Raw genomic sequence first — 18,655 nt, 5'->3', positions numbered from 1 at the left:
ATCCTTTAATTAATCGACGTTCAGCGCGTCATTTACCAGATCTTGTTGCTGTTTCTGGTGAACGGACAGGTATCCCACCGCCGGAGAGGCGGAGGCCGGGCGACCTGCATAACGCAGAGCGGCCCCAAACGGAATCACATCACGGAAGTGATGCTGGCTGCAGTACCAGGCGCCCTGGTTAAGCGGTTCTTCCTGGCACCAGACAAAATCATGTACGTGAGTGTAAGGTTTCAGCGCTTCCTGCACCGACTGGTGCGGGAACGGGTAAAGCTGCTCGATACGCACAATCGCGACATCCTTCTGGTCGTTTTTACGACGCTGTTCCAGCAGATCATAATAGACCTTACCAGAGCAAAGGATCACACGCTTAACGCCTTGCGGATCAAGATCATCCACTTCACCAATCGCCGGCATAAAGGTGCCGTTCGCCAGCTCATCCAGCGTAGAAACCGCCTGCGGATGACGCAGCAGCGACTTCGGCGACATCACTATCAGCGGGCGACGCATACCGCGCAGCGCCTGGCGACGCAGCATGTGGTAAACCTGCGCTGGAGTGGACGGTACGCACACCTGCATATTTTGTTCTGCGCACAGTTGCAGATAACGCTCCAGACGTGCTGAAGAGTGTTCCGGGCCTTGCCCTTCATAGCCGTGCGGCAGCAGCATCACCAGGCCACACATACGGCCCCATTTCTGCTCACCGGAGCTGATGAACTGGTCGATAACCACTTGTGCGCCGTTGGCGAAATCACCGAACTGCGCTTCCCAGATGGTCAGGGTGCGCGGTTCTGCGGTAGCGTAACCATATTCAAATGCCAGTACCGCTTCTTCAGAGAGCACCGAATCCCACACGCGGAACGGCCCCTGTGAATTATGCACATGGCTCAGTGGCGTATAAGTGGAACCGTTCGCCTGGTTGTGGATCACCGCGTGGCGATGGAAGAAGGTGCCGCGACCGGAGTCTTCACCGGACAAACGCACCGGGATCCCTTCATCAACCAGCGTGGCATATGCCAGTGTTTCTGCGCCGCCCCAGTCGAACAACTTCTCGCCGTTCGCCATCAACTGGCGGTCGCCGTAAATTTTCGCCACGCGGGACTGCATTTCGATGGCTTCCGGCACCGTACTGATGCGTTTTGCCAGCTCCTGCAAACGCTTCATCTCCACCTTGTTCGGGTAGCTCTCATCCCACTCGTGGTTGAGGTACGGCGACCAGGTAAAGGAGTGCATATTCATTGGACGCCATTCGGCAACCACACATTCCCCCGCATCCAGCGCATCGCGGTACAGGTTGACCATTTCGGTAGCATCTTCCAGCGTAATGGTTTTGTCCTGCTCCAGACGATCGGCGTAGATTTTGCGCGGCGTCGGGTGTTTTTTGATTTTCTGGTACATCAGCGGCTGGGTTGCGCTCGGCTCGTCGGCTTCGTTGTGGCCGTGACGGCGATAGCACACCAGGTCGATAAAGACATCGCGTTTGAAGTTATTACGGAAGTCGAGCGCCAGGCGAGTGACGAACGCCACCGCTTCCGGATCGTCCGCATTCACGTGGAAAATCGGTGCCTGCACCATTTTACCGATATCGGTACAGTATGGCGTAGAGCGCGCATCCAGCGGGTTCGACGTGGTAAAGCCCACCTGGTTGTTAATGACAATACGCACCGTGCCACCGACTTCGTAGCCGCGTGCTTTGGACATGTTCAGGGTTTCCTGCACCACGCCCTGGCCAGCAACAGCCGCGTCGCCGTGAATGGTAATTGGCAGCACTTTATTGCTGCTCGGTTCGTCAAGGCGGTCAAGACGCGCACGAACGGAACCGATAACCACCGGGCTCACAATCTCAAGGTGTGACGGGTTGAACGCCAGCGCCAGGTGTACCAGGCCGCCTTCCGTTTCAACGTCGGATGAGAAGCCCATATGGTATTTCACGTCACCGGTGCCCAGATGTTCTTTATGTTTACCGGCGAACTCGTCGAACAGATCCTGCGGCTGTTTACCCAGCACGTTAACCAGCACGTTCAGACGTCCGCGGTGCGCCATACCCAGCACCACTTCACGAGTGCCGCTCTTGCCAGCATGACGGATCATCTCTTTGAGCATCGGCACCAGCGCATCGCCGCCTTCCAGCGAGAAGCGTTTCGCACCGGGGAATTTCGCACCCAGATAACGTTCAAGACCTTCAGCAGCCGTCAGTTCAGCCAGGAAGCGTTTTTTCTCTTCGCTGCTAAAGCTGGATTTGCCGGTTGCGGACTCAATACGTTGCTGGATCCAGCGTTTCTCTTCAGTGCTGGTGATATGCATATATTCCGCACCGATCGAACCGCAATAGGTCTCTTTCAGTGCGTTAATCAATTCGCCCAGCGGCATGGTGTCTTTGCCAATCGCAAAAGAACCCACGTTATAGCTGTTCTGGAAATCCGCTTCCGTCAGATCGTGATAAGCCGGATCGAGATCGGCAACCCTTTCTTGTTGCCACAATCCCAGTGGATCGAGGTTCGCATGTTGGTGGCCACGAAAACGGTATGCGTTGATAAGTTGCAGGACTTTAACCTGCTTCACATTGGTGTCGGGGTCGGAAATAGAGGAAGAGTAACGTGAAGCATCTTTCGCCAGCTGACGGAAATAATCACGTGTTTTGGAGTGGAACTGATCCGGTTTGACTCCGGTGCCCGGTAACTGCTGGAACATAGAACGCCAGTTTGCATCTACCGAGTCAGGATCGGTTAAGAAGTCTTCATAGAGCTGTTCTATCCAACTCTGGTTAGACCCAGAGAGGTAAGAAGAGTCCAGCCAGGCTTTCATTGCGCCGTTCTGCATCGTGATCCCTTAAGCATTGTTATGCTTACTTCGCCGTGGATAACTACGACGTACACCCGTTAGCGCACGTCCCAGGGTTCACTTGCGGGCTCTTGGTGGCCCGCGAAGGAACCTTTAAAAACTGCCTAATCTTCGCTGTCCGGGCTGCGACTGCGTTGGCTGCCTTTGCTTACCTGAGTCACATAGTTAACTATGCTCCCCGGGATGCGCTCAGTTGCCGCCTTGTCTCGCACCAGACATCTCGATTATGTCTACTGTGGCGGTTTTTAAAGGTTTCCTGCTTCCTTGTTACCCGGCGGCGCTAACGCTACCGGGCAAAAAAAACATCACTATTAATGTAGGCCGGATACGCGTCAGCGCCATCCGGCACTGGCATTTATGCGCTTCGTTGCAACAACATCGACTTAATATGACCGATGGCGCGCGTCGGGTTCAGCCCTTTCGGGCATACACTGACGCAGTTCATAATGCTGTGGCAGCGGAATACGCTGAAAGCATCGCTTAAACCTTCCAGGCGGTTATCGGTTTCCGTATCGCGGCTGTCGATCAGGAAACGGTACGCCGCAAGCAGGCCAGCCGGGCCGATAAATTTGTCCGGGTTCCACCAGAACGACGGGCAAGATGTCGAGCAGCAGGCGCAGAGAATACATTCATACAAACCGTCGAGTTTTTCACGCTGCTCGGGTGCCTGCAAATGTTCTCTTGCTGGAGGATTTTGCCCATTATTCAATAAGTAAGGCTTAATCTTCTCATATTGGGCATAGAATTGTCCCATGTCCACCACCAAATCGCGGATCACCGGCAGGCCAGGCAGAGGACGAATCACAATCTTCTGTTTGCCATTACCCAGTGCAGAAATCGGAGTAATACACGCCAGGCCGTTCTTGCCGTTCATGTTCAAACCATCAGAACCGCATACCCCTTCACGGCAGGAGCGGCGGAACGACAGCGTAGGATCCTTTTCTTTCAGTTGCATTAACGCATCCAGCAGCATCATGTCACGCCCTTCTTCCCCTTCAAGCGTGTAATCCTGCATGCGCGGCGCGTCATCAACATCCGGGTTATAGCGATAAATCGAAAATTCGAGTTTCATAATCCTGTCTCCGCATTAATAAGTACGAATCTTCGGCGGGAATGCCGGACGCAGTTTCGGTTCCATATTGACGCTACGACGCGTCATGGACTCCGTTTCTGGCAGATACAGGGAATGGCACAGCCAGTTTGCGTCGTCACGATCCGGATAGTCGAAGCGGCTATGCGCGCCACGGCTCTCAGTACGGAAGTTTGCGGAGACCGCCGTTGCATACGCGGTTTCCATCAGGTTATCCAGCTCCAGGCACTCAACGCGCTGGGTGTTAAACTCGGTGGACGTATCGTCCAGACGGGCATTTTTAAGACGCTCGCGAATCACTTTCAGTTGCTCAAGCCCTTTCGCCATCGCATCGCCTTCACGGAATACCGAGAAGTTATGCTGCATACACTCTTGCAGCGCTTTGCGAATAGTGACCGGATCTTCGCCGTTGCGATTGTTGTTCCAGCGGTTGAGGCGCTCAAGTGACGCGTCAACATCAGACTCGCTGGCATCGCGCAGTGCGCCCTGCTCGGCGATTGATTCTTGTAAATGCAGACCTGCCGCACGACCAAACACCACCAGATCCAGCAGTGAGTTGCCGCCCAGACGGTTAGCGCCGTGTACCGATACGCAGGCAATTTCACCTACCGCGAACAGCCCCGGAATGACGACATCTTCGCCCTTCTCGTTCACCGTCAGCGCCTGGCCAGTTACTTTGGTCGGAATACCGCCCATCATATAGTGGCAAGTCGGGATGACCGGGATCGGCTCTTTAACCGGATCGACGTGCGCGAAGGTGCGCGACAGTTCGAGGATCCCCGGCAGGCGCGATTCCAGCACCTCTTTGCCCAGATGATCGAGTTTCAGTTTAGCGTGCGGACCCCATGGGCCGTCGCAGCCGCGACCTTCACGGATTTCGATCATGATGGAACGCGCCACCACATCACGACCCGCCAGGTCTTTGGCGTTAGGCGCATAACGCTCCATAAAGCGCTCGCCATGTTTGTTCAGCAGATAACCGCCTTCACCACGGCAACCTTCAGTTACCAGCACACCCGCACCCGCAATACCGGTCGGGTGGAACTGCCACATTTCCATATCCTGCACCGGCACGCCTGCGCGCAGCGCCATGCCTACGCCGTCGCCGGTATTGATATGCGCGTTGGTAGTGGATTGGTAAATACGGCCTGCGCCGCCGGTCGCCAGCACGGTTGCACGCGCTTTGAAGTAGACCACTTCACCGGTTTCAATACACAGTGCGGTACAACCCACCACTGCGCCATCCTGGTTTTTCACCAGATCCAGTGCATACCACTCGGAAAAAATCGTCGTGTGGTTTTTCAGGTTTTGCTGATAAAGGGTGTGCAACAGCGCATGACCGGTACGGTCCGCTGCGGCTGCCGTGCGCGCCGCCTGCTCGCCGCCGAAGTTTTTCGACTGGCCACCAAACGGGCGTTGATAGATACGACCATCATCCAGACGGGAGAATGGCAGGCCCATATGTTCCAGCTCAAGAATCGCTTCCGGGCCGGTTTTACACATATATTCAATGGCATCCTGGTCACCGATGTAATCGGAACCTTTTACCGTGTCATACATGTGCCATTCCCAGTTATCTTCATGGGTATTACCCAGCGCAACGGTAATGCCGCCCTGCGCAGATACGGTGTGAGAACGGGTTGGAAAGACTTTAGAGAGCAGCGCACAGGTTTGCCCGCTCTGGGAAATTTGCAGCGCCGCGCGCATACCTGCGCCACCGGCACCAATAACAACAGCATCAAATTCTCTGACTGGCAGTTTCATTACACACCCCACACCACAACGAATCCATAAATTACGTAAACCGCCAGTGCAATGACGATAGCCAATTGCAGAGTCAGGCGCACAGCCAGCGGTTTAACGTAGTCGGTCAACACCTGCCACATGCCAATCCAGGCATGGATCAGAATCGAAAACAGGGCCAGCAGCGTGAAGACTTTCGTGAAAGCAGAGGAGAAAAAGTCAGTCCATACCACCCAGGTCAGGTCGCCATGCGTGGCAAAAAAACCGACCATATAGAGGATGTATAACGTCAGGACGATGGCAGTAGCACGGACAAGAATAAAATCATGTACGCCGTTGCGTCCTAATGCGGAGGCGTTGCTTACCATACGAGGACTCCTGCGAGAATTGAAAGCACGACAGTAATTACAAAAGAGAGATTAGCGGAACGCTTTCCTGCTTCGAAGGTTTCTTCCAGCCAGCCAAAATCCATTAACATATGGCGAATGCCGCCCACAGCGTGATAAGCCAACGCCGTCAGGATGCCCCAGAGAATGAATTTAACGAAAAAGCTGTTCATGATGGCAGAGGCGGTCAGGAAGCCCTCTTCGGATGACAGCGACAGGCCCAATAACCACAGCAGAATGCCAACCGCCACGAAAGTAATGACGCCGGAAGCGCGGTGGAGAATGGAAGCTATAGCCGTAACAGGAAACCGAATTGTTGTCAGATCCAGATTGACAGGTCTTTGTTTTTTCACATTTTTTATCATGAATAACGCCCACATGCTATTCTTATAGTTTCCTTCCTCCGGTCTGCGTGCGGGTCAGACAGCGTCCTTTTCTATAACTGCTCGTCATGCAAAAAATTAGCTTCCAGATGCTAAACGACAGGTTACAACGCTGGGTGGCTCGGGATTGCAGGGTATTCCGGAGACCTGGCGGCAGTATAGGTCGTTCACAAAATCATTACAATTAACCTACATATAGTTTGTCGGGTTTTATGCAGAACAGTGACCCCCATCACGATAACAACATTCTTTTAAATTTTAATCATCTGATTTGACAAAAGTTAAACATTCTTGTTACAAACAACGCCAGAAAGGGCTTATAATTCGCAAAAGTTATGGGGTCTTGCTTTCACCTGAGAATAAGTTATGTAACAGTGTGATGGTATTGACCGATGTAATCAGGACAGTTATTAGTGATATACAGGTTTGATAAATTCGGACTGCTAAGACGCTGATTTGCTGTTTTTTCACTGTGTTTTCAATGTGTACTTGCACGCGCCCATCGCTCTGTACCCTGGTACCTCCTCTCAACAGAGCTGCGAGCTAAATAACAAACTGGTAACGTTGACGGACAGTTGAATGCAAATCCGGTGACTGGCGGTCTTAAGCAATAAGGCGCTAAGGAGACCGTAAATGGCTGATAAGAAAGCAACCATCACCTACAATGGTGACGCTGCTATTGAACTGGATGTGCTAAAAGGCACGCTCGGTCAGGATGTTATTGATATCCGTAGTCTCGGTTCAAAAGGGGTATTCACTTTTGACCCAGGTTTTACCTCTACCGCATCATGCGAATCGAAAATCACCTTTATCGACGGTGACGAAGGTATTCTGCTGCACCGTGGTTTCCCTATCGACCAACTGGCGACTGAATCCAACTTTCTGGAAGTCTGCTACATTCTGCTGTACGGCGAAAAGCCGACGCAGGCGCAGTTTGACGAGTTCAAACTGACTGTCACACGCCACACCATGATCCATGAGCAGATCACCCGTCTGTTCCACGGTTTCCGTCGCGACTCGCACCCAATGGCGGTGCTGTGCGGCGTGACCGGCGCGCTGGCGGCGTTCTACCATGATTCACTGGACGTTAACAATCCGCGTCACCGTGAGATTGCCGCGTTCCGCCTGCTGTCGAAAATGCCGACCGTGGCGGCGATGTGTTACAAATATTCTATTGGTCAGCCGTTCGTCTACCCGCGCAACGACCTCTCCTACGCCGGTAACTTCCTGCATATGATGTTCTCCACGCCGTGTGAACCGTATGAAGTAAACCCGGTGCTGGAACGCGCGATGGATCGCATTCTGATCCTGCACGCTGACCATGAACAAAACGCCTCAACCTCTACCGTGCGTACTGCAGGCTCTTCTGGCGCGAACCCGTTCGCCTGTATCGCCGCAGGTATCGCTTCACTGTGGGGACCGGCACACGGCGGCGCTAACGAAGCTGCGCTGAAGATGCTGGAAGAGATCAGCACCGTGAAACACATTCCGGAATTCATGCGCCGCGCCAAAGACAAAAACGATTCGTTCCGTCTGATGGGCTTCGGTCACCGTGTCTACAAGAACTATGACCCTCGCGCAACCGTGATGCGTGAAACCTGCCACGAAGTGCTGCGTGAACTGGGCACCAAAGATGACCTGCTGGAAGTGGCGATGGAGCTTGAGCACATTGCGCTCCACGACCCGTACTTTATCGAACGTAAGCTCTACCCGAACGTCGATTTCTACTCCGGTATCATCCTGAAAGCGATGGGCATTCCGTCGTCCATGTTTACCGTTATCTTCGCGATGGCGCGTACCGTGGGCTGGATTGCGCACTGGAACGAAATGCACGACGACGGCATCAAAATTGCCCGTCCGCGCCAGTTGTACACCGGTTACGAAAAACGCGAGTTCAGCTCCGATCTGAAAAAAGATTGATAGCCAACCCGCATAAAAAAACGCGCCTTCTGGCGCGTTTTTTATTTTAACGCTGGCAAGCCGGGCACCAGTAAAACGGACGGGACGACATCGTCGTTTTCTCAATTATTCCACCGCAGCGCTCGCAAGGTTCCCCTGCCCGATGAAACACCTTAAAGCGAAACAGCGCACCGTGGTGTTTCTTCTCATCCACCACACCGCGTGTCTGATATGACAAACGGGGAATATCAAGCAGCGCCTGCGACAATACATCCAGTTGTGCTTCGCTAAGCCCCGAGGCGTTATGCTGTGGCGCCAACGCGCTTTGCCAGAGGATCTCGACACGCAGGTAGTTACCGAGCCCGGCGAGAAAGGCCTGATCGAGCAATAACCCCGAAAACTGGCGACGGCGAAAACGGGGGGATAATAACCGCGCTTTCACCTGCGCCGCCGTCAGCGTCATATCCAGTACATCCGGTCCAACACGCTGCAAAAACGGATGTTGCGCCAGTTGCTCAGGCGTGAGCAGCGCGATATCCGAAGCGCTGTACAACAAAATCGCTTTATCCATCGCTTGCAGCCGCACGCGCAGCACACGATTGGTTTGTGGGATCTCGCCCGCATCAACCACCCGCCAGACACCGTAAAGCTGGTTGTGGCTGTAAAGTGTCAGCCCGCCGGAAAAATGGGTCAGGAGCGCTTTTCCCCGCGTTTCAATGTTCTCAACGCGCTGCCCCACAAGATCTGCGGCAAAACCGCTTAGGGGCGGCATGCCAAACCAGACATCCGTTAATGGCTTACCTTTAATCGCGGCTTCAAGCGTATCTGCTGCCCGGCGGATCTCCGGTCCTTCTGGCATAAAAACTCCTTGTGTTAGTCGGCGGTAATCATCACGCCACGTTGGGCAAAGGCACTGAGTAAGCGGCGGGCAAACAGCAGCGCATGTTCGCCATCGCCATGCAGGCAGACCGTTTGCGCCTGCACATCGACAAACTCACCCGTGATACTTCTCACCCGCCCTTCAAGCACCATATCCAGCGTTTGCGCCAGCGCCAGATTATCATCGTCAATCAGTGCGCCTGGCGCACTACGTGGCACCAGCCGACCATCGCGGAGGTAACCGCGATCGGCAAATACCTCCTGACGCGTGCGCAAACCATAACGCTCTCCAGCACGAATTAACTCGCTGCCCGCCAGGCCAACCAGTATCAATTCAGGATCAACGTCGTAAACCGCTCCGGCAATGGCGTCCGCCAGCGCCACGTCATCCGCCGCCTGGTTATAAAGCATACCGTGCGGTTTAACGTGGTGCAGTTTGCCGCCTTCTGCACACACCAGCGCCGCCAGGGCGCCAATTTGATACAGCGTTTGGGCATAGACGATATCGGGCGGCAGATGCATCGCCGTGCGGCCAAAGTTTTCCCGATCCGGGAAAGAAGGATGTGCCCCCACTGCCACGCCATTGCGTAGCGCTTCGCGCACACAAGTCAGCATGGTTTGCGCATCGCCTGCGTGAAACCCGCAGGCGATATTGGCGGAAGAAACAAGCTGGAGTAACGCAGCATCGTTGCCGCAGCCTTCGCCGAGATCGGCATTTAAATCAATCTTCATTGTGCAAACGCCATGCCAGTTGATCGAGGTAGATACGCTGCTCACGTCGCGCCTTCAGCGCCTCATCCAGCGAGCACTTAACAAAGTGTATCGGTTGCCCCAGCGGGATTTGCGCCAGATGGTACATATCTGCCTCGATAATGCAGGCTATCCGCGGGTAGCCGCCGGTGGTCTGGGCATCATTCATCAGCACAATCGGTTGCCCATTGGAGGGAACTTGTACGACGCCCGGCAACAAGCCGTGAGACAGCAGTTCACGCGAAGTGGTACGCACCAGCGGCTGGCCCTGTAAACGGTAACCCATGCGGTTACTCTGCGGGCTTATCTGCCACGGCAAACGCCAGAACGCCTCCTGCGAGGCGCTATCGAATTCGTGATATTCCGGCCCCGGCAAGGCGCGAATGCGGTTGCCCCACAGCAACTGTTTTACCCCTTGTTGCGTCTGAAAATGGCGGACAGGTTCGCCCAGTGGCAACACATCGCCATCGCGCAATAATCGCCCTTCCAGCCCGCCGATAGTGGTTTTGAGATCGGTGCTGACCGAGCCCATTACCGCTGGCACGGCAAAGCTACCAGCGACCGCAAGATAGCTGCGCACACCGTGCAGCGGCCTTTTCAGCACCAACCGCTGCCCGGCTTTTGCCGCAAACCGCCAGCCCGTCCACACCGCTTTGCCGTCAAGCTTCGCTTCACAACCTGCGCCAGTAAGCGCAAACCAGGCATCGCGACCAAACACCACTTCGCACTGACCAAACGTGATTTCCAGCGCCGCCGCCCCAGGCGCGTTCCCCACCAGCGCATTAGCAATCTGCAACGCGGGTTCATCCAGCGCGCCGCAGTAGCTGACGCCGGACTGGCGCAACCCGATGCGTTTGCCGCCCTGCAAAGTGGTATACATTCCCGCGTGAATAATTTTCAGCATACGCCCTCCTTGCGCGGCACAAACCGCAGCGTGTCGCCCGGACGTAATAACACCGGTTCCGGCGAGCGCGGGTTGAATAACGCCAGATCGGTACGGCCAATCAGGTTCCAGCCACCGGGCGTTTCCAGCGGATAAATGCCAGTTTGCGCACCGCCAATGGCGACAGAACCGGCAGGAACACGCACACGTGGTTCAGCACGGCGCGGTGTAGCGAGCGCTTCCGGCATTCCGCCCAGATAAGGGAAGCCGGGTTGGAAGCCAAGAAACCACACCACGTAATCGATGGAACTATGCAGCTCAACGATCTGCTTTTCCGTCATCCGGCAGTGCTCCGCCACCAATCCCAGATCCGGGCCCACGGCTTTGCCGTACAACACCGGAATCTCGATGGAGCGCGACACCGGTTCCAGCGCCTCGCTCTCTTCCCACCAGCGCTGTAAACGCTCAATCGCGTCGAGCGCCAGCGAGTGAGGATCGCGCAGCACCACCGTAATGTTATTCATGCCAGGAATGGCTTCCACCACGTCTGGCACATCCGCCAGCCGTTGCGTCAGCCCCCATATACGCTTTTGCGTCGCCAGTTGCACCGGCGGCTCCAGTTCCAGCACCACCGCGCTTTCACCTAACAAATAACACCGTGCTCGCTGCACTTGCACTCTCCTTACGCCGGATTCGGAATATCGATAAACGTGACCTCAAGATCGGTATTTTCATTCAGCCAGTCGCTGAGCGCGCGAATACCGCCACGCTCAGTGGCGTGGTGACCCGCAGAGTAGAAATGCAGCCCCTGTTCACGCGCGGAGTGGATGGTCTGTTCGGAAACTTCACCTGTGATAAACGCGTCAACGCCGAAGCGGGCAGCTTGATCAATAAAGCCCTGCCCACCGCCGGTGCACCAGGCAATACGGGTGATTTTTTCCGGCCCGGTATCACCGCACCACAGCGGCTTGCGACCAAGGCGCGCTTCAATCCATGAGGCCAGTTCCAGCCCCGGTACCGGCATCGACAATTCGCCCCATGGCAGCAACTCTTCGATTTCGCCCATCACGGTAATACCGAGCAAAGCCGCCAGTTGGGCGTTATTGCCAAGCTGTGGGTGCGCGTCGAGCGGCAGGTGCCAGCCATACAAATTGATGTCGTTCGCCAGTAACGTTTTTAGGCGGTTGCGCTTCATACCGCGGATAATTGGCGCTTCGTTTTTCCAGAAATAACCGTGGTGCACAATTACCGCGTCTGCTTGCTGACGCACTGCTTCGTCCAGCAGCGCCTGGCTTGCCGTCACGCCGGTGATAATTTTCTGTACCGTTTCCCGCCCTTCAACCTGTAGCCCGTTCGGGCCGTAATCACTGAACGCCGCACTGTTAAGTTTGTTGTTAATCAGTTTTTCCAGCTCGGTATTTTTCATCATCACTCCTTTACGCTTTACGGGCAGCTTCATAGGCCGCCAGCGTGGCGGTACGCGCCTGTTTATGGTCAACAATCGGGCGGGGATAATCGAGTTTTACCCCGTGTTTATCCGCCCAGTCCCAGGGTTGATGCACAGATTTTTCCGGCACATTGTTCAGCGCCGGCAGCCAGTGGCGAATAAACGCGCCGTCAGCATCAAAGCGTTCGCCCTGCGTGGTCGGGTTAAAAATACGAAAATAGGGAGCCGCATCGGTGCCCGTCGAGGCCGCCCACTGCCAGCCGCCATTGTTCGCGGCGAGATCGCCATCGATCAACTGCGACATAAAATAGCGCTCCCCGTGACGCCAGTCGATAAGTAAGTCCTTGACCAGGAAGCTCGCGGTTATCATCCGTAAGCGGTTGTGCATCCAGCCGGTGGCGTTCAACTGGCGCATCGCCGCATCGACAATCGGGTAACCCGTGTTGCCGCGTTGCCAGGCTTGCAGGTACCCTGCGTTTTCCTGCCACTGCACGTTATCGGTCCAGGCAATAAAAGGACGATGCTTACAGAGCGCCGGATGATAGGTCATCAGATGGCGATAAAATTCGCGCCAAATCAGCTCATTCAGCCACACCGAGCCCGGCCCGCCGTTGAGCGCCTGCGGGTGTTCCGCCAGCAGACGATGCAGACACTGACGCGGTGACAGCGCGCCAATCGCCAGAGACGCCGACAAGCGGCTGGTGCCCTCGATTGCCGGGAAATCGCGCTGCTGATCATACGCCGCCGCCTGCTGCTGGCAAAAATGACGAAGCCGTGCGATAGCGCTTTTCTCATCGGTCGGGAACAGGTTTTCATCAAAATCCTGCTGTGGGTAATCAAGTGTAATCGGTTCTGGTGCAACATCGACGCCTTCACGCGGGCGTGGCGCGGCAACACACTGGGGCAGCTCCTCTTTCAGCCGACGCAGAAAGGCGTTTTTAAAGGGCGTAAAGACTTTGTACATCTCATGATTGCCGGTCAATACGCTGCCTGGCGCCAGCATCACGCTGTCGTCAAATCCCTGGCAGGCGACATTCGGCAGCGCTTTTTCGACTGCGACGTCGCGCTGTCGTTCGTTAAATTCGTATTGATAGTTGTAAAAGAGATGGTTGATTTGCTCGCGCTCGCAGACATCCACCACCGTTTGCACGCTGTCGGTAAAATCTGCCGCTTCCCGATAAATCAACGGAATGCCCTTTTCCGCCAGCGCCTGCTGAAGGGCGTTGAGATGAGCATTGATGAACGCGGCCTGTCGAGGTGCCATGTGATGTTGCTGCCACTGTACAGGCGTAGCGATAAAGAGCGCTTTTACGCGCGCGTTATCACTGCTACAGGCAGCGGCAAGCGCAAGATTGTCATGCACGCGCAGATCCGCGCGAAACCAGACCAGATGGGTGGTCATACTGCTCCTATTATCCGTAACGTAAGCGCCGCGCCTCTGGCCGTGGAGCAAAATTGCGTTGCCTGGCCAGGGACGCCTCGGGAAATTACGCCATATAGTGTTTGAGTTATGTCACCGGTGCAAGCAGTGGCTGGGCTCTCTGGCGGTCACGATCAATCAGCATGGAAAGTGCATGCTGCTGGCGGGCGTTACACGGTTAACAAAAGCTGCCCTGCACAGGCATCAGCAGATTGATGTGGTGGCACTGCGGGGATATGTCCGGGCAGGTCGGCGCAAATGTCGCGCGGGGAGAAAGCGCTTCGGTAACGAAGGCAAACCATACATGACCGCCGACAAAGCAGACGGGTTTCCCTGAGAAACCGGCGTTGATGTCAGCAGGAATTTTCTCGCACATCACGGATCCGTTTTCTATCCGCAGTAAGTGTCGTCAAAGGCCGCAGATAAAAAAAAGCCACCGCAACTGCGGTGGCCATGAGATTTGCTGTGTGTCGTCGATTAATAAAAGTCGCAGCTCACTTTCTCTGCTTGATCCATCCACACCGGTTTTTCGCTGGTTTTTGCCCAGACGCGATGCAGATAGCTATAAAAACGTGCGCGGTCTTTCCAGAACAACATTACCGGCAAGGCCAGCACGCCCGCCAGAACGGCGAAAACACGTCGCATCAACACAATATGAGCCGGAAACGCTTTGTATGTGTCCATATTCTCTCCCCTTTGTCAGGCCGGTAAGTAACACCGGAAAATAAGTCGCCACCACGGAAGTCACTAACGTAAAACCAGGGCGGCGCTGAAATCTGGTTAAAATAGTACCGTTTTGTTTGTAATTTTACTACTCATCCGACCACTATTTTTTGTCAATATAAGCTTTATTTACATCGAGCCGGTAAATAAGTTACAAAACGGTTAAATTAATACTAACCATCAGTTAAATTGTGGATTATTCGTTGTTCATTGCCGCCAGGTCGATGGCATTGCATCTATCCGCACTACACCGCCTGTTCAGTCCGCCCGATTTTTATATTTTTTTTACATCTCTCCCGCCGATTTTTGCGAAATCTTTGCGCCAAAAATTCTACTTTTTCTGCACATCGTTAAATCACCCCGGAGGTGAATTGTGAGTGCAGGCGTAGTCATCGGCATCGTGCTGGTTTTCCTGTTATTGGGCTATTTGGTTTATGCCCTGATCAACGCGGAGGCTTTCTGATGGCCGCTCAGGCGTTTCTTCTGGTTGCCAGCTTTCTGCTGGTATTGTTTCTCCTCGCGCGCCCGCTGGGTTCGCTGCTGGCGAAAATGATCGCCGGTCAGCCGCTTCCCGGCGTGCGCGGTGTGGAAAACCTCCTCTGGCGCGGGCTCGGTATCGATACCCGTGAAATGAACTGGCGGCACTATTTACTGGCGATTTTATGGCTGAACATCTTCGGTCTCGTACTGCTGTTTGCGATGCTGATGCTACAAGGCATTCTGCCGCTCAACCCGCAAAACCTACCAGGGCTCTCCTGGCACCTGGCGCTGAACACCGCCGTTAGTTTTATCTCTAACACGAACTGGCAGTCGTATTCCGGGGAGAGCACCCTGAGCTATTTCAGCCAGATGGCAGGACTGACGGTACAAAACTTTTTATCTGCCGCGACCGGGATTGCTGTGGTCTTTGCGCTGATCCGCGCTTTTTCGCGGCGCAGCATGGAGACGCTCGGTAACGCCTGGGTCGATATCACGCGCATTACCCTGTGGCTGTTGTTGCCCATCTCTCTGCTGCTGGCGCTGTTTTTTATTCAGCAAGGGGCGCTGCAAAATTTCTCCACTTATCAGGCCTACACCTCACTGGAAGGTGTGCAACATCTGATACCGATGGGACCTGTTGCGTCGCAAGAAGCGATAAAAATGCTCGGTACTAACGGCGGCGGCTTCTTTAATGCCAACTCCTCGCATCCGTTTGAAAACCCCACCGCCTTAACCAACTTTGTGCAGATGTTGGCGATCTTCCTGATCCCGGCAGCGCTGTGCTTCGCTTTTGGCGATGCGGTTGGCGATCGCCGTCAGGGACACATGTTGCTGTGGGCAATGTCGATTATTTTCGTCATCTGCGCCGGGATTGTGATGTGGGCGGAATTACAGGGTAACCCGCACTTCCTGACGCTCGGTGGCGACAGCGCCATCAATATGGAAGGGAAAGAGAGCCGCTTTGGCATTCTGGCAAGCAGCTTGTACGCCGTGGTCACCACTGCGGCCTCTTGCGGCGCGGTCAACGCCATGCACGACTCGTTTACCGCGCTGGGCGGCATGATCCCGATGTGGCTGATGCAGATTGGCGAAGTGGTGTTCGGCGGCGTGGGTTCTGGTCTGTACGGCATGCTGCTGTTTGTGTTGCTGGCGGTGTTTATTGCCGGGCTGATGATTGGTCGCACGCCTGAGTTCCTCGGTAAGAAAATTGACGTTCGCGAAATGAAAATGACCGCGCTGGCAATCCTTGTTACCCCGGCACTGGTGCTCATTGGTACCGCTCTGGCCATGATGACCGACGCAGGACGCAGCGGCATGTTCAACCCCGGCATTCACGGCTTTAGCGAAGTGCTGTACGCCGTCTCATCTGCCGCTAATAACAACGGCAGCGCCTTTGCGGGTTTAAGCGCCAACACTCCGTTCTGGAACTGTTTGCTGGCATTTTGCATGTTCCTTGGCCGCTTCGGTGTGATTGTGCCGGTCATGGCAATTGCCGGTTCGCTGGTGGCGAAGAAAATTCAACCAACCAGTTCTGGCACCCTGCCGACACACGGCGCGCTGTTTATCGGTCTGCTGATCGGCACCGTGTTACTGGTCGGCGCATTAACCTTTATCCCTGCCCTGGCGCTTGGCCCGGTGGCGGAATACCTGCAATTTTAAGACTGGCGGAGACGCGTTATATGAGTCGTAAACAACTGGCGCTTTTCGAACCGAACCTTGTTCGCCAGGCGCTGATGGATTCCGTGACCAAGTTAAGCCCGCATGTGCAGTGGCATAACCCGGTGATGTTCATTGTCTGGATTGGCAGTGTGTTAACTACCCTGCTGGCAGTGGCGATGGCGACTGGTCATCTCGACGGCAGCGCATGGTTCACCGGCGCGGTCAGCGTGTGGCTGTGGGTGACGGTTCTGTTCGCCAACTTCGCGGAAGCGCTGGCGGAAGGCCGCAGTAAAGCGCAGGCCAACAGCCTGAAAGGGGTGAAAAAGACCGCTTTCGCCCGCAAACTGCGCGCGCCGCAGCACGATGCACAAATCGACCATATCCCCGCGGAAGATCTGCGCAAAGGCGATATCGTACTGGTCGAAGCAGGCGATATTATTCCCTGCGATGGCGAAGTGATCGAAGGCGGAGCCTCAGTAGATGAGAGCGCGATTACCGGGGAATCCGCACCGGTTATTCGTGAATCCGGCGGCGATTTTGCCTCGGTAACAGGTGGTACGCGCATTCTCTCTGACTGGCTGGTGATCCAGTGCAGCGTTAACCCCGGCGAAACCTTCCTCGATCGCATGATCGCGATGGTGGAAGGCGCGCAGCGGCGTAAAACGCCGAACGAAATCGCGCTGACCATCTTGCTGGTGGCGCTGACGATTGTGTTCCTGCTGGCAACGGCAACGCTGTGGCCCTTCTCCGTGTATGGCGGCACGCCAGTGAGTGTCACCGTGCTGGTTGCCCTGCTGGTGTGTCTGATCCCGACGACTATCGGCGGGTTGCTGTCCGCGATTGGTGTCGCGGGGATGAGCCGCATGCTGGGCGCGAACGTCATTGCCACCAGCGGGCGCGCGGTGGAAGCGGCGGGCGATGTCGACGTGTTATTGCTGGATAAAACCGGCACCATCACGCTAGGTAACCGCCAGGCATCCGACTTTCTGCCTGCCCAGGGCGTGGATGAAAAAACGCTGGCCGATGCCGCGCAGCTTTCATCCCTGGCCGACGAAACGCCAGAAGGGCGAAGCATTGTTATCCTGGCAAAACAGCGCTTTAACCTGCGCGAGCGCGACGTGCAGAGCCTGCAAGCGACCTTTGTGCCGTTTACCGCGCAAACCCGCATGAGCGGAATTAACGTGCAGGACCGGATGATCCGCAAAGGTTCCGTCGATGCCATTCGCCGCCATATCGAAGCGAATGGTGGTCAGTTCCCGGCAGATGTCGAAGCGCTGGTCGAACGCGTGGCGCGCCAGGGGGCAACGCCGCTGGTGGTTGCCGAAGGGGCAAAAGTGCTGGGCGTGATCGCGCTGAAAGATATCGTCAAAGGCGGTATTAAAGAGCGTTTTGCCCAGCTACGCAAAATGGGCATTAAAACGGTGATGATCACCGGCGATAACCGCCTGACCGCCGCGGCGATTGCCGCCGAAGCGGGTGTCGATGATTTTCTGGCCGAAGCAACACCGGAAGCCAAGCTGGCGCTGATCCGCCAGTATCAGGCAGAAGGACGACTGGTGGCGATGACCGGGGATGGCACCAACGACGCGCCAGCGCTGGCGCAAGCCGATGTGGCGGTCGCAATGAACTCCGGTACGCAGGCCGCGAAAGAAGCGGGCAACATGGTGGATTTGGATTCCAACCCCACCAAGCTGATTGAAGTGGTGCATATCGGTAAACAGATGCTGATGACGCGCGGCTCACTGACCACCTTCAGTATCGCTAACGATGTGGCGAAGTACTTCGCCATTATCCCGGCGGCGTTTGCAGCGACCTATCCGCAACTGAATATGCTCAACGTGATGCACCTGCACTCCCCGGCATCGGCGATTTTGAGCGCGGTGATTTTTAATGCACTGGTGATTGTGTTTCTCATCCCGCTGGCATTGAAAGGGGTGAGCTACAAACCGCTGACCGCTTCCGCCATGCTGCGTCGCAACCTGTGGATCTACGGGCTGGGCGGTTTGATCGTGCCATTTATTGGCATCAAAGCGATCGACCTTATTCTCACGCTGTTCGGCCTGGTGTAAGAGGAA

The 18,655-nt window shown here is 55.3% G+C and carries 18 protein-coding genes; 5 read left to right on the top strand and 13 right to left on the bottom strand.

Annotation, left to right across the window (positions count from 1 at the left end; all coding sequences use genetic code 11):
* Positions 1 to 9: 9 nt before the first annotated feature.
* The 5 genes from sucA to sdhC form a co-directional block, all read right to left on the bottom strand.
* Positions 10 to 2,817 carry a 2-oxoglutarate dehydrogenase E1 component gene (gene sucA / locus E0L21_RS01595; RefSeq protein WP_131406306.1) on the bottom strand — a complete coding sequence of 936 codons (2,808 nt, stop codon included), beginning with the start codon at positions 2,815 to 2,817 and terminating at the stop codon, positions 10 to 12.
* Between the two features lie 376 nt (positions 2,818 to 3,193).
* Complete coding sequence (gene sdhB / locus E0L21_RS01590) at positions 3,194 to 3,910, bottom strand: succinate dehydrogenase iron-sulfur subunit SdhB (RefSeq protein WP_039054861.1); 717 nt, start codon at positions 3,908 to 3,910, stop codon at positions 3,194 to 3,196.
* A gap of 15 nt (positions 3,911 to 3,925) precedes the next feature.
* Positions 3,926 to 5,692 (bottom strand): succinate dehydrogenase flavoprotein subunit, encoded by a 1,767-nt coding sequence (gene sdhA, locus E0L21_RS01585; RefSeq protein ID WP_131406305.1) that lies wholly within the window; start codon positions 5,690 to 5,692, stop codon positions 3,926 to 3,928.
* Positions 5,692 to 6,039, bottom strand: coding sequence for a succinate dehydrogenase membrane anchor subunit (sdhD, locus tag E0L21_RS01580; RefSeq protein WP_131406304.1), 348 nt, complete (start codon positions 6,037 to 6,039; stop codon positions 5,692 to 5,694). Before sdhD ends, sdhA begins: the two co-directional genes overlap by 1 nt.
* Complete coding sequence (gene sdhC / locus E0L21_RS01575) at positions 6,033 to 6,437, bottom strand: succinate dehydrogenase cytochrome b556 subunit (RefSeq protein WP_165501862.1); 405 nt, start codon at positions 6,435 to 6,437, stop codon at positions 6,033 to 6,035. Before sdhC ends, sdhD begins: the two co-directional genes overlap by 7 nt.
* Positions 6,438 to 6,711: 274 nt before the next feature.
* Between sdhC and E0L21_RS25520 the strand changes: the two genes are divergently transcribed.
* Both E0L21_RS25520 and E0L21_RS01570 read left to right on the top strand, forming a co-directional pair.
* The gene (locus E0L21_RS25520) at positions 6,712 to 6,870 is read left to right on the top strand and encodes a hypothetical protein (protein ID WP_456237409.1); all 159 of its coding nucleotides are present in this window, start codon (positions 6,712 to 6,714) and stop codon (positions 6,868 to 6,870) included.
* Between the two features lie 203 nt (positions 6,871 to 7,073).
* The gene (locus tag E0L21_RS01570) at positions 7,074 to 8,360 is read left to right on the top strand and encodes a citrate synthase (protein WP_131406303.1); all 1,287 of its coding nucleotides are present in this window, start codon (positions 7,074 to 7,076) and stop codon (positions 8,358 to 8,360) included.
* A gap of 46 nt (positions 8,361 to 8,406) precedes the next feature.
* Here E0L21_RS01570 and nei read toward each other — a convergent pair whose 3' ends face one another.
* The 8 genes from nei to E0L21_RS01530 form a co-directional block, all read right to left on the bottom strand.
* Complete coding sequence (gene nei, locus E0L21_RS01565) at positions 8,407 to 9,198, bottom strand: endonuclease VIII (RefSeq protein WP_131406302.1); 792 nt, start codon at positions 9,196 to 9,198, stop codon at positions 8,407 to 8,409.
* A gap of 14 nt (positions 9,199 to 9,212) precedes the next feature.
* On the bottom strand, positions 9,213 to 9,950 hold the full coding sequence (gene pxpA, locus E0L21_RS01560; RefSeq protein ID WP_131406301.1) for a 5-oxoprolinase subunit PxpA: 738 nt from the start codon (positions 9,948 to 9,950) through the stop codon (positions 9,213 to 9,215).
* The gene (gene pxpC / locus E0L21_RS01555) at positions 9,940 to 10,872 is read right to left on the bottom strand and encodes a 5-oxoprolinase subunit PxpC (protein ID WP_131406300.1); all 933 of its coding nucleotides are present in this window, start codon (positions 10,870 to 10,872) and stop codon (positions 9,940 to 9,942) included. The genes pxpA and pxpC overlap by 11 nt, the downstream gene beginning before the upstream one ends.
* Positions 10,866 to 11,522, bottom strand: a complete 657-nt coding sequence (pxpB, locus tag E0L21_RS01550; RefSeq protein WP_131406299.1) for a 5-oxoprolinase subunit PxpB — start codon at positions 11,520 to 11,522, stop codon at positions 10,866 to 10,868. The genes pxpC and pxpB overlap by 7 nt, the downstream gene beginning before the upstream one ends.
* Positions 11,523 to 11,533: 11 nt before the next feature.
* On the bottom strand, positions 11,534 to 12,277 hold the full coding sequence (locus E0L21_RS01545; protein ID WP_131406405.1) for a type 2 GTP cyclohydrolase I: 744 nt from the start codon (positions 12,275 to 12,277) through the stop codon (positions 11,534 to 11,536).
* A gap of 10 nt (positions 12,278 to 12,287) precedes the next feature.
* A complete protein-coding gene (phrB, locus tag E0L21_RS01540; protein ID WP_131406298.1) occupies positions 12,288 to 13,700 on the bottom strand; it encodes a deoxyribodipyrimidine photo-lyase in 1,413 nt (470 codons plus the stop codon).
* 196 nt (positions 13,701 to 13,896) lie between these two features.
* On the bottom strand, positions 13,897 to 14,094 hold the full coding sequence (locus E0L21_RS01535) for a hypothetical protein (protein ID WP_131406297.1): 198 nt from the start codon (positions 14,092 to 14,094) through the stop codon (positions 13,897 to 13,899).
* Positions 14,095 to 14,195: 101 nt separating this feature from the next.
* Entirely contained in the window at positions 14,196 to 14,402 is a 207-nt protein-coding gene (locus tag E0L21_RS01530) for a YbfA family protein (RefSeq protein WP_131406296.1), read from the bottom strand.
* 412 nt (positions 14,403 to 14,814) lie between these two features.
* On the opposite strand from E0L21_RS01530, the gene kdpF reads away from it, so the two are divergent.
* From kdpF to kdpB, 3 genes are read left to right on the top strand one after another with little or no spacing between them, the layout of a single operon-like run.
* Positions 14,815 to 14,904: a K(+)-transporting ATPase subunit F gene (kdpF, locus tag E0L21_RS01525; RefSeq protein ID WP_020457044.1), complete on the top strand. Its 90-nt coding sequence runs from the start codon at positions 14,815 to 14,817 to the stop codon at positions 14,902 to 14,904.
* Positions 14,904 to 16,580, top strand: a complete 1,677-nt coding sequence (gene kdpA, locus E0L21_RS01520) for a potassium-transporting ATPase subunit KdpA (protein WP_131406295.1) — start codon at positions 14,904 to 14,906, stop codon at positions 16,578 to 16,580. Before kdpF ends, kdpA begins: the two co-directional genes overlap by 1 nt.
* Positions 16,581 to 16,600: 20 nt before the next feature.
* Positions 16,601 to 18,649, top strand: coding sequence for a potassium-transporting ATPase subunit KdpB (kdpB, locus tag E0L21_RS01515; protein ID WP_131406294.1), 2,049 nt, complete (start codon positions 16,601 to 16,603; stop codon positions 18,647 to 18,649).
* The last annotated feature ends 6 nt before the right edge of the window (positions 18,650 to 18,655 follow it).

Source organism: Kosakonia quasisacchari (genome assembly GCF_004331415.1).
GTDB lineage: Bacteria > Pseudomonadota > Gammaproteobacteria > Enterobacterales > Enterobacteriaceae > Kosakonia > Kosakonia quasisacchari.
This window is presented reverse-complemented; position numbering and strand designations above follow the sequence as displayed.

What these genes read in the sequence shown, in the direction of transcription:
- phrB (WP_131406298.1), bottom strand. Translation starts at nt 13,700, where the DNA reads ATGACCACCCATCTGGTCTGGTTTCGCGCGGATCTGCGCGTGCATGAC.
- E0L21_RS01530 (WP_131406296.1), bottom strand. Translation starts at nt 14,402, where the DNA reads ATGGACACATACAAAGCGTTTCCGGCTCATATTGTGTTGATGCGACGT.
- sdhB (WP_039054861.1), bottom strand. Translation starts at nt 3,910, where the DNA reads ATGAAACTCGAATTTTCGATTTATCGCTATAACCCGGATGTTGATGAC.
- E0L21_RS01545 (WP_131406405.1), bottom strand. Translation starts at nt 12,277, where the DNA reads ATGAAAAATACCGAGCTGGAAAAACTGATTAACAACAAACTTAACAGT.
- pxpC (WP_131406300.1), bottom strand. Translation starts at nt 10,872, where the DNA reads ATGCTGAAAATTATTCACGCGGGAATGTATACCACTTTGCAGGGCGGC.
- kdpB (WP_131406294.1), top strand. Translation starts at nt 16,601, where the DNA reads ATGAGTCGTAAACAACTGGCGCTTTTCGAACCGAACCTTGTTCGCCAG.
- E0L21_RS01570 (WP_131406303.1), top strand. Translation starts at nt 7,074, where the DNA reads ATGGCTGATAAGAAAGCAACCATCACCTACAATGGTGACGCTGCTATT.
- pxpA (WP_131406301.1), bottom strand. Translation starts at nt 9,950, where the DNA reads ATGAAGATTGATTTAAATGCCGATCTCGGCGAAGGCTGCGGCAACGAT.
- nei (WP_131406302.1), bottom strand. Translation starts at nt 9,198, where the DNA reads ATGCCAGAAGGACCGGAGATCCGCCGGGCAGCAGATACGCTTGAAGCC.
- sucA (WP_131406306.1), bottom strand. Translation starts at nt 2,817, where the DNA reads ATGCAGAACGGCGCAATGAAAGCCTGGCTGGACTCTTCTTACCTCTCT.
- E0L21_RS01535 (WP_131406297.1), bottom strand. Translation starts at nt 14,094, where the DNA reads ATGTGCGAGAAAATTCCTGCTGACATCAACGCCGGTTTCTCAGGGAAA.
- sdhD (WP_131406304.1), bottom strand. Translation starts at nt 6,039, where the DNA reads ATGGTAAGCAACGCCTCCGCATTAGGACGCAACGGCGTACATGATTTT.
- sdhA (WP_131406305.1), bottom strand. Translation starts at nt 5,692, where the DNA reads ATGAAACTGCCAGTCAGAGAATTTGATGCTGTTGTTATTGGTGCCGGT.
- sdhC (WP_165501862.1), bottom strand. Translation starts at nt 6,437, where the DNA reads ATGTGGGCGTTATTCATGATAAAAAATGTGAAAAAACAAAGACCTGTC.
- kdpA (WP_131406295.1), top strand. Translation starts at nt 14,904, where the DNA reads ATGGCCGCTCAGGCGTTTCTTCTGGTTGCCAGCTTTCTGCTGGTATTG.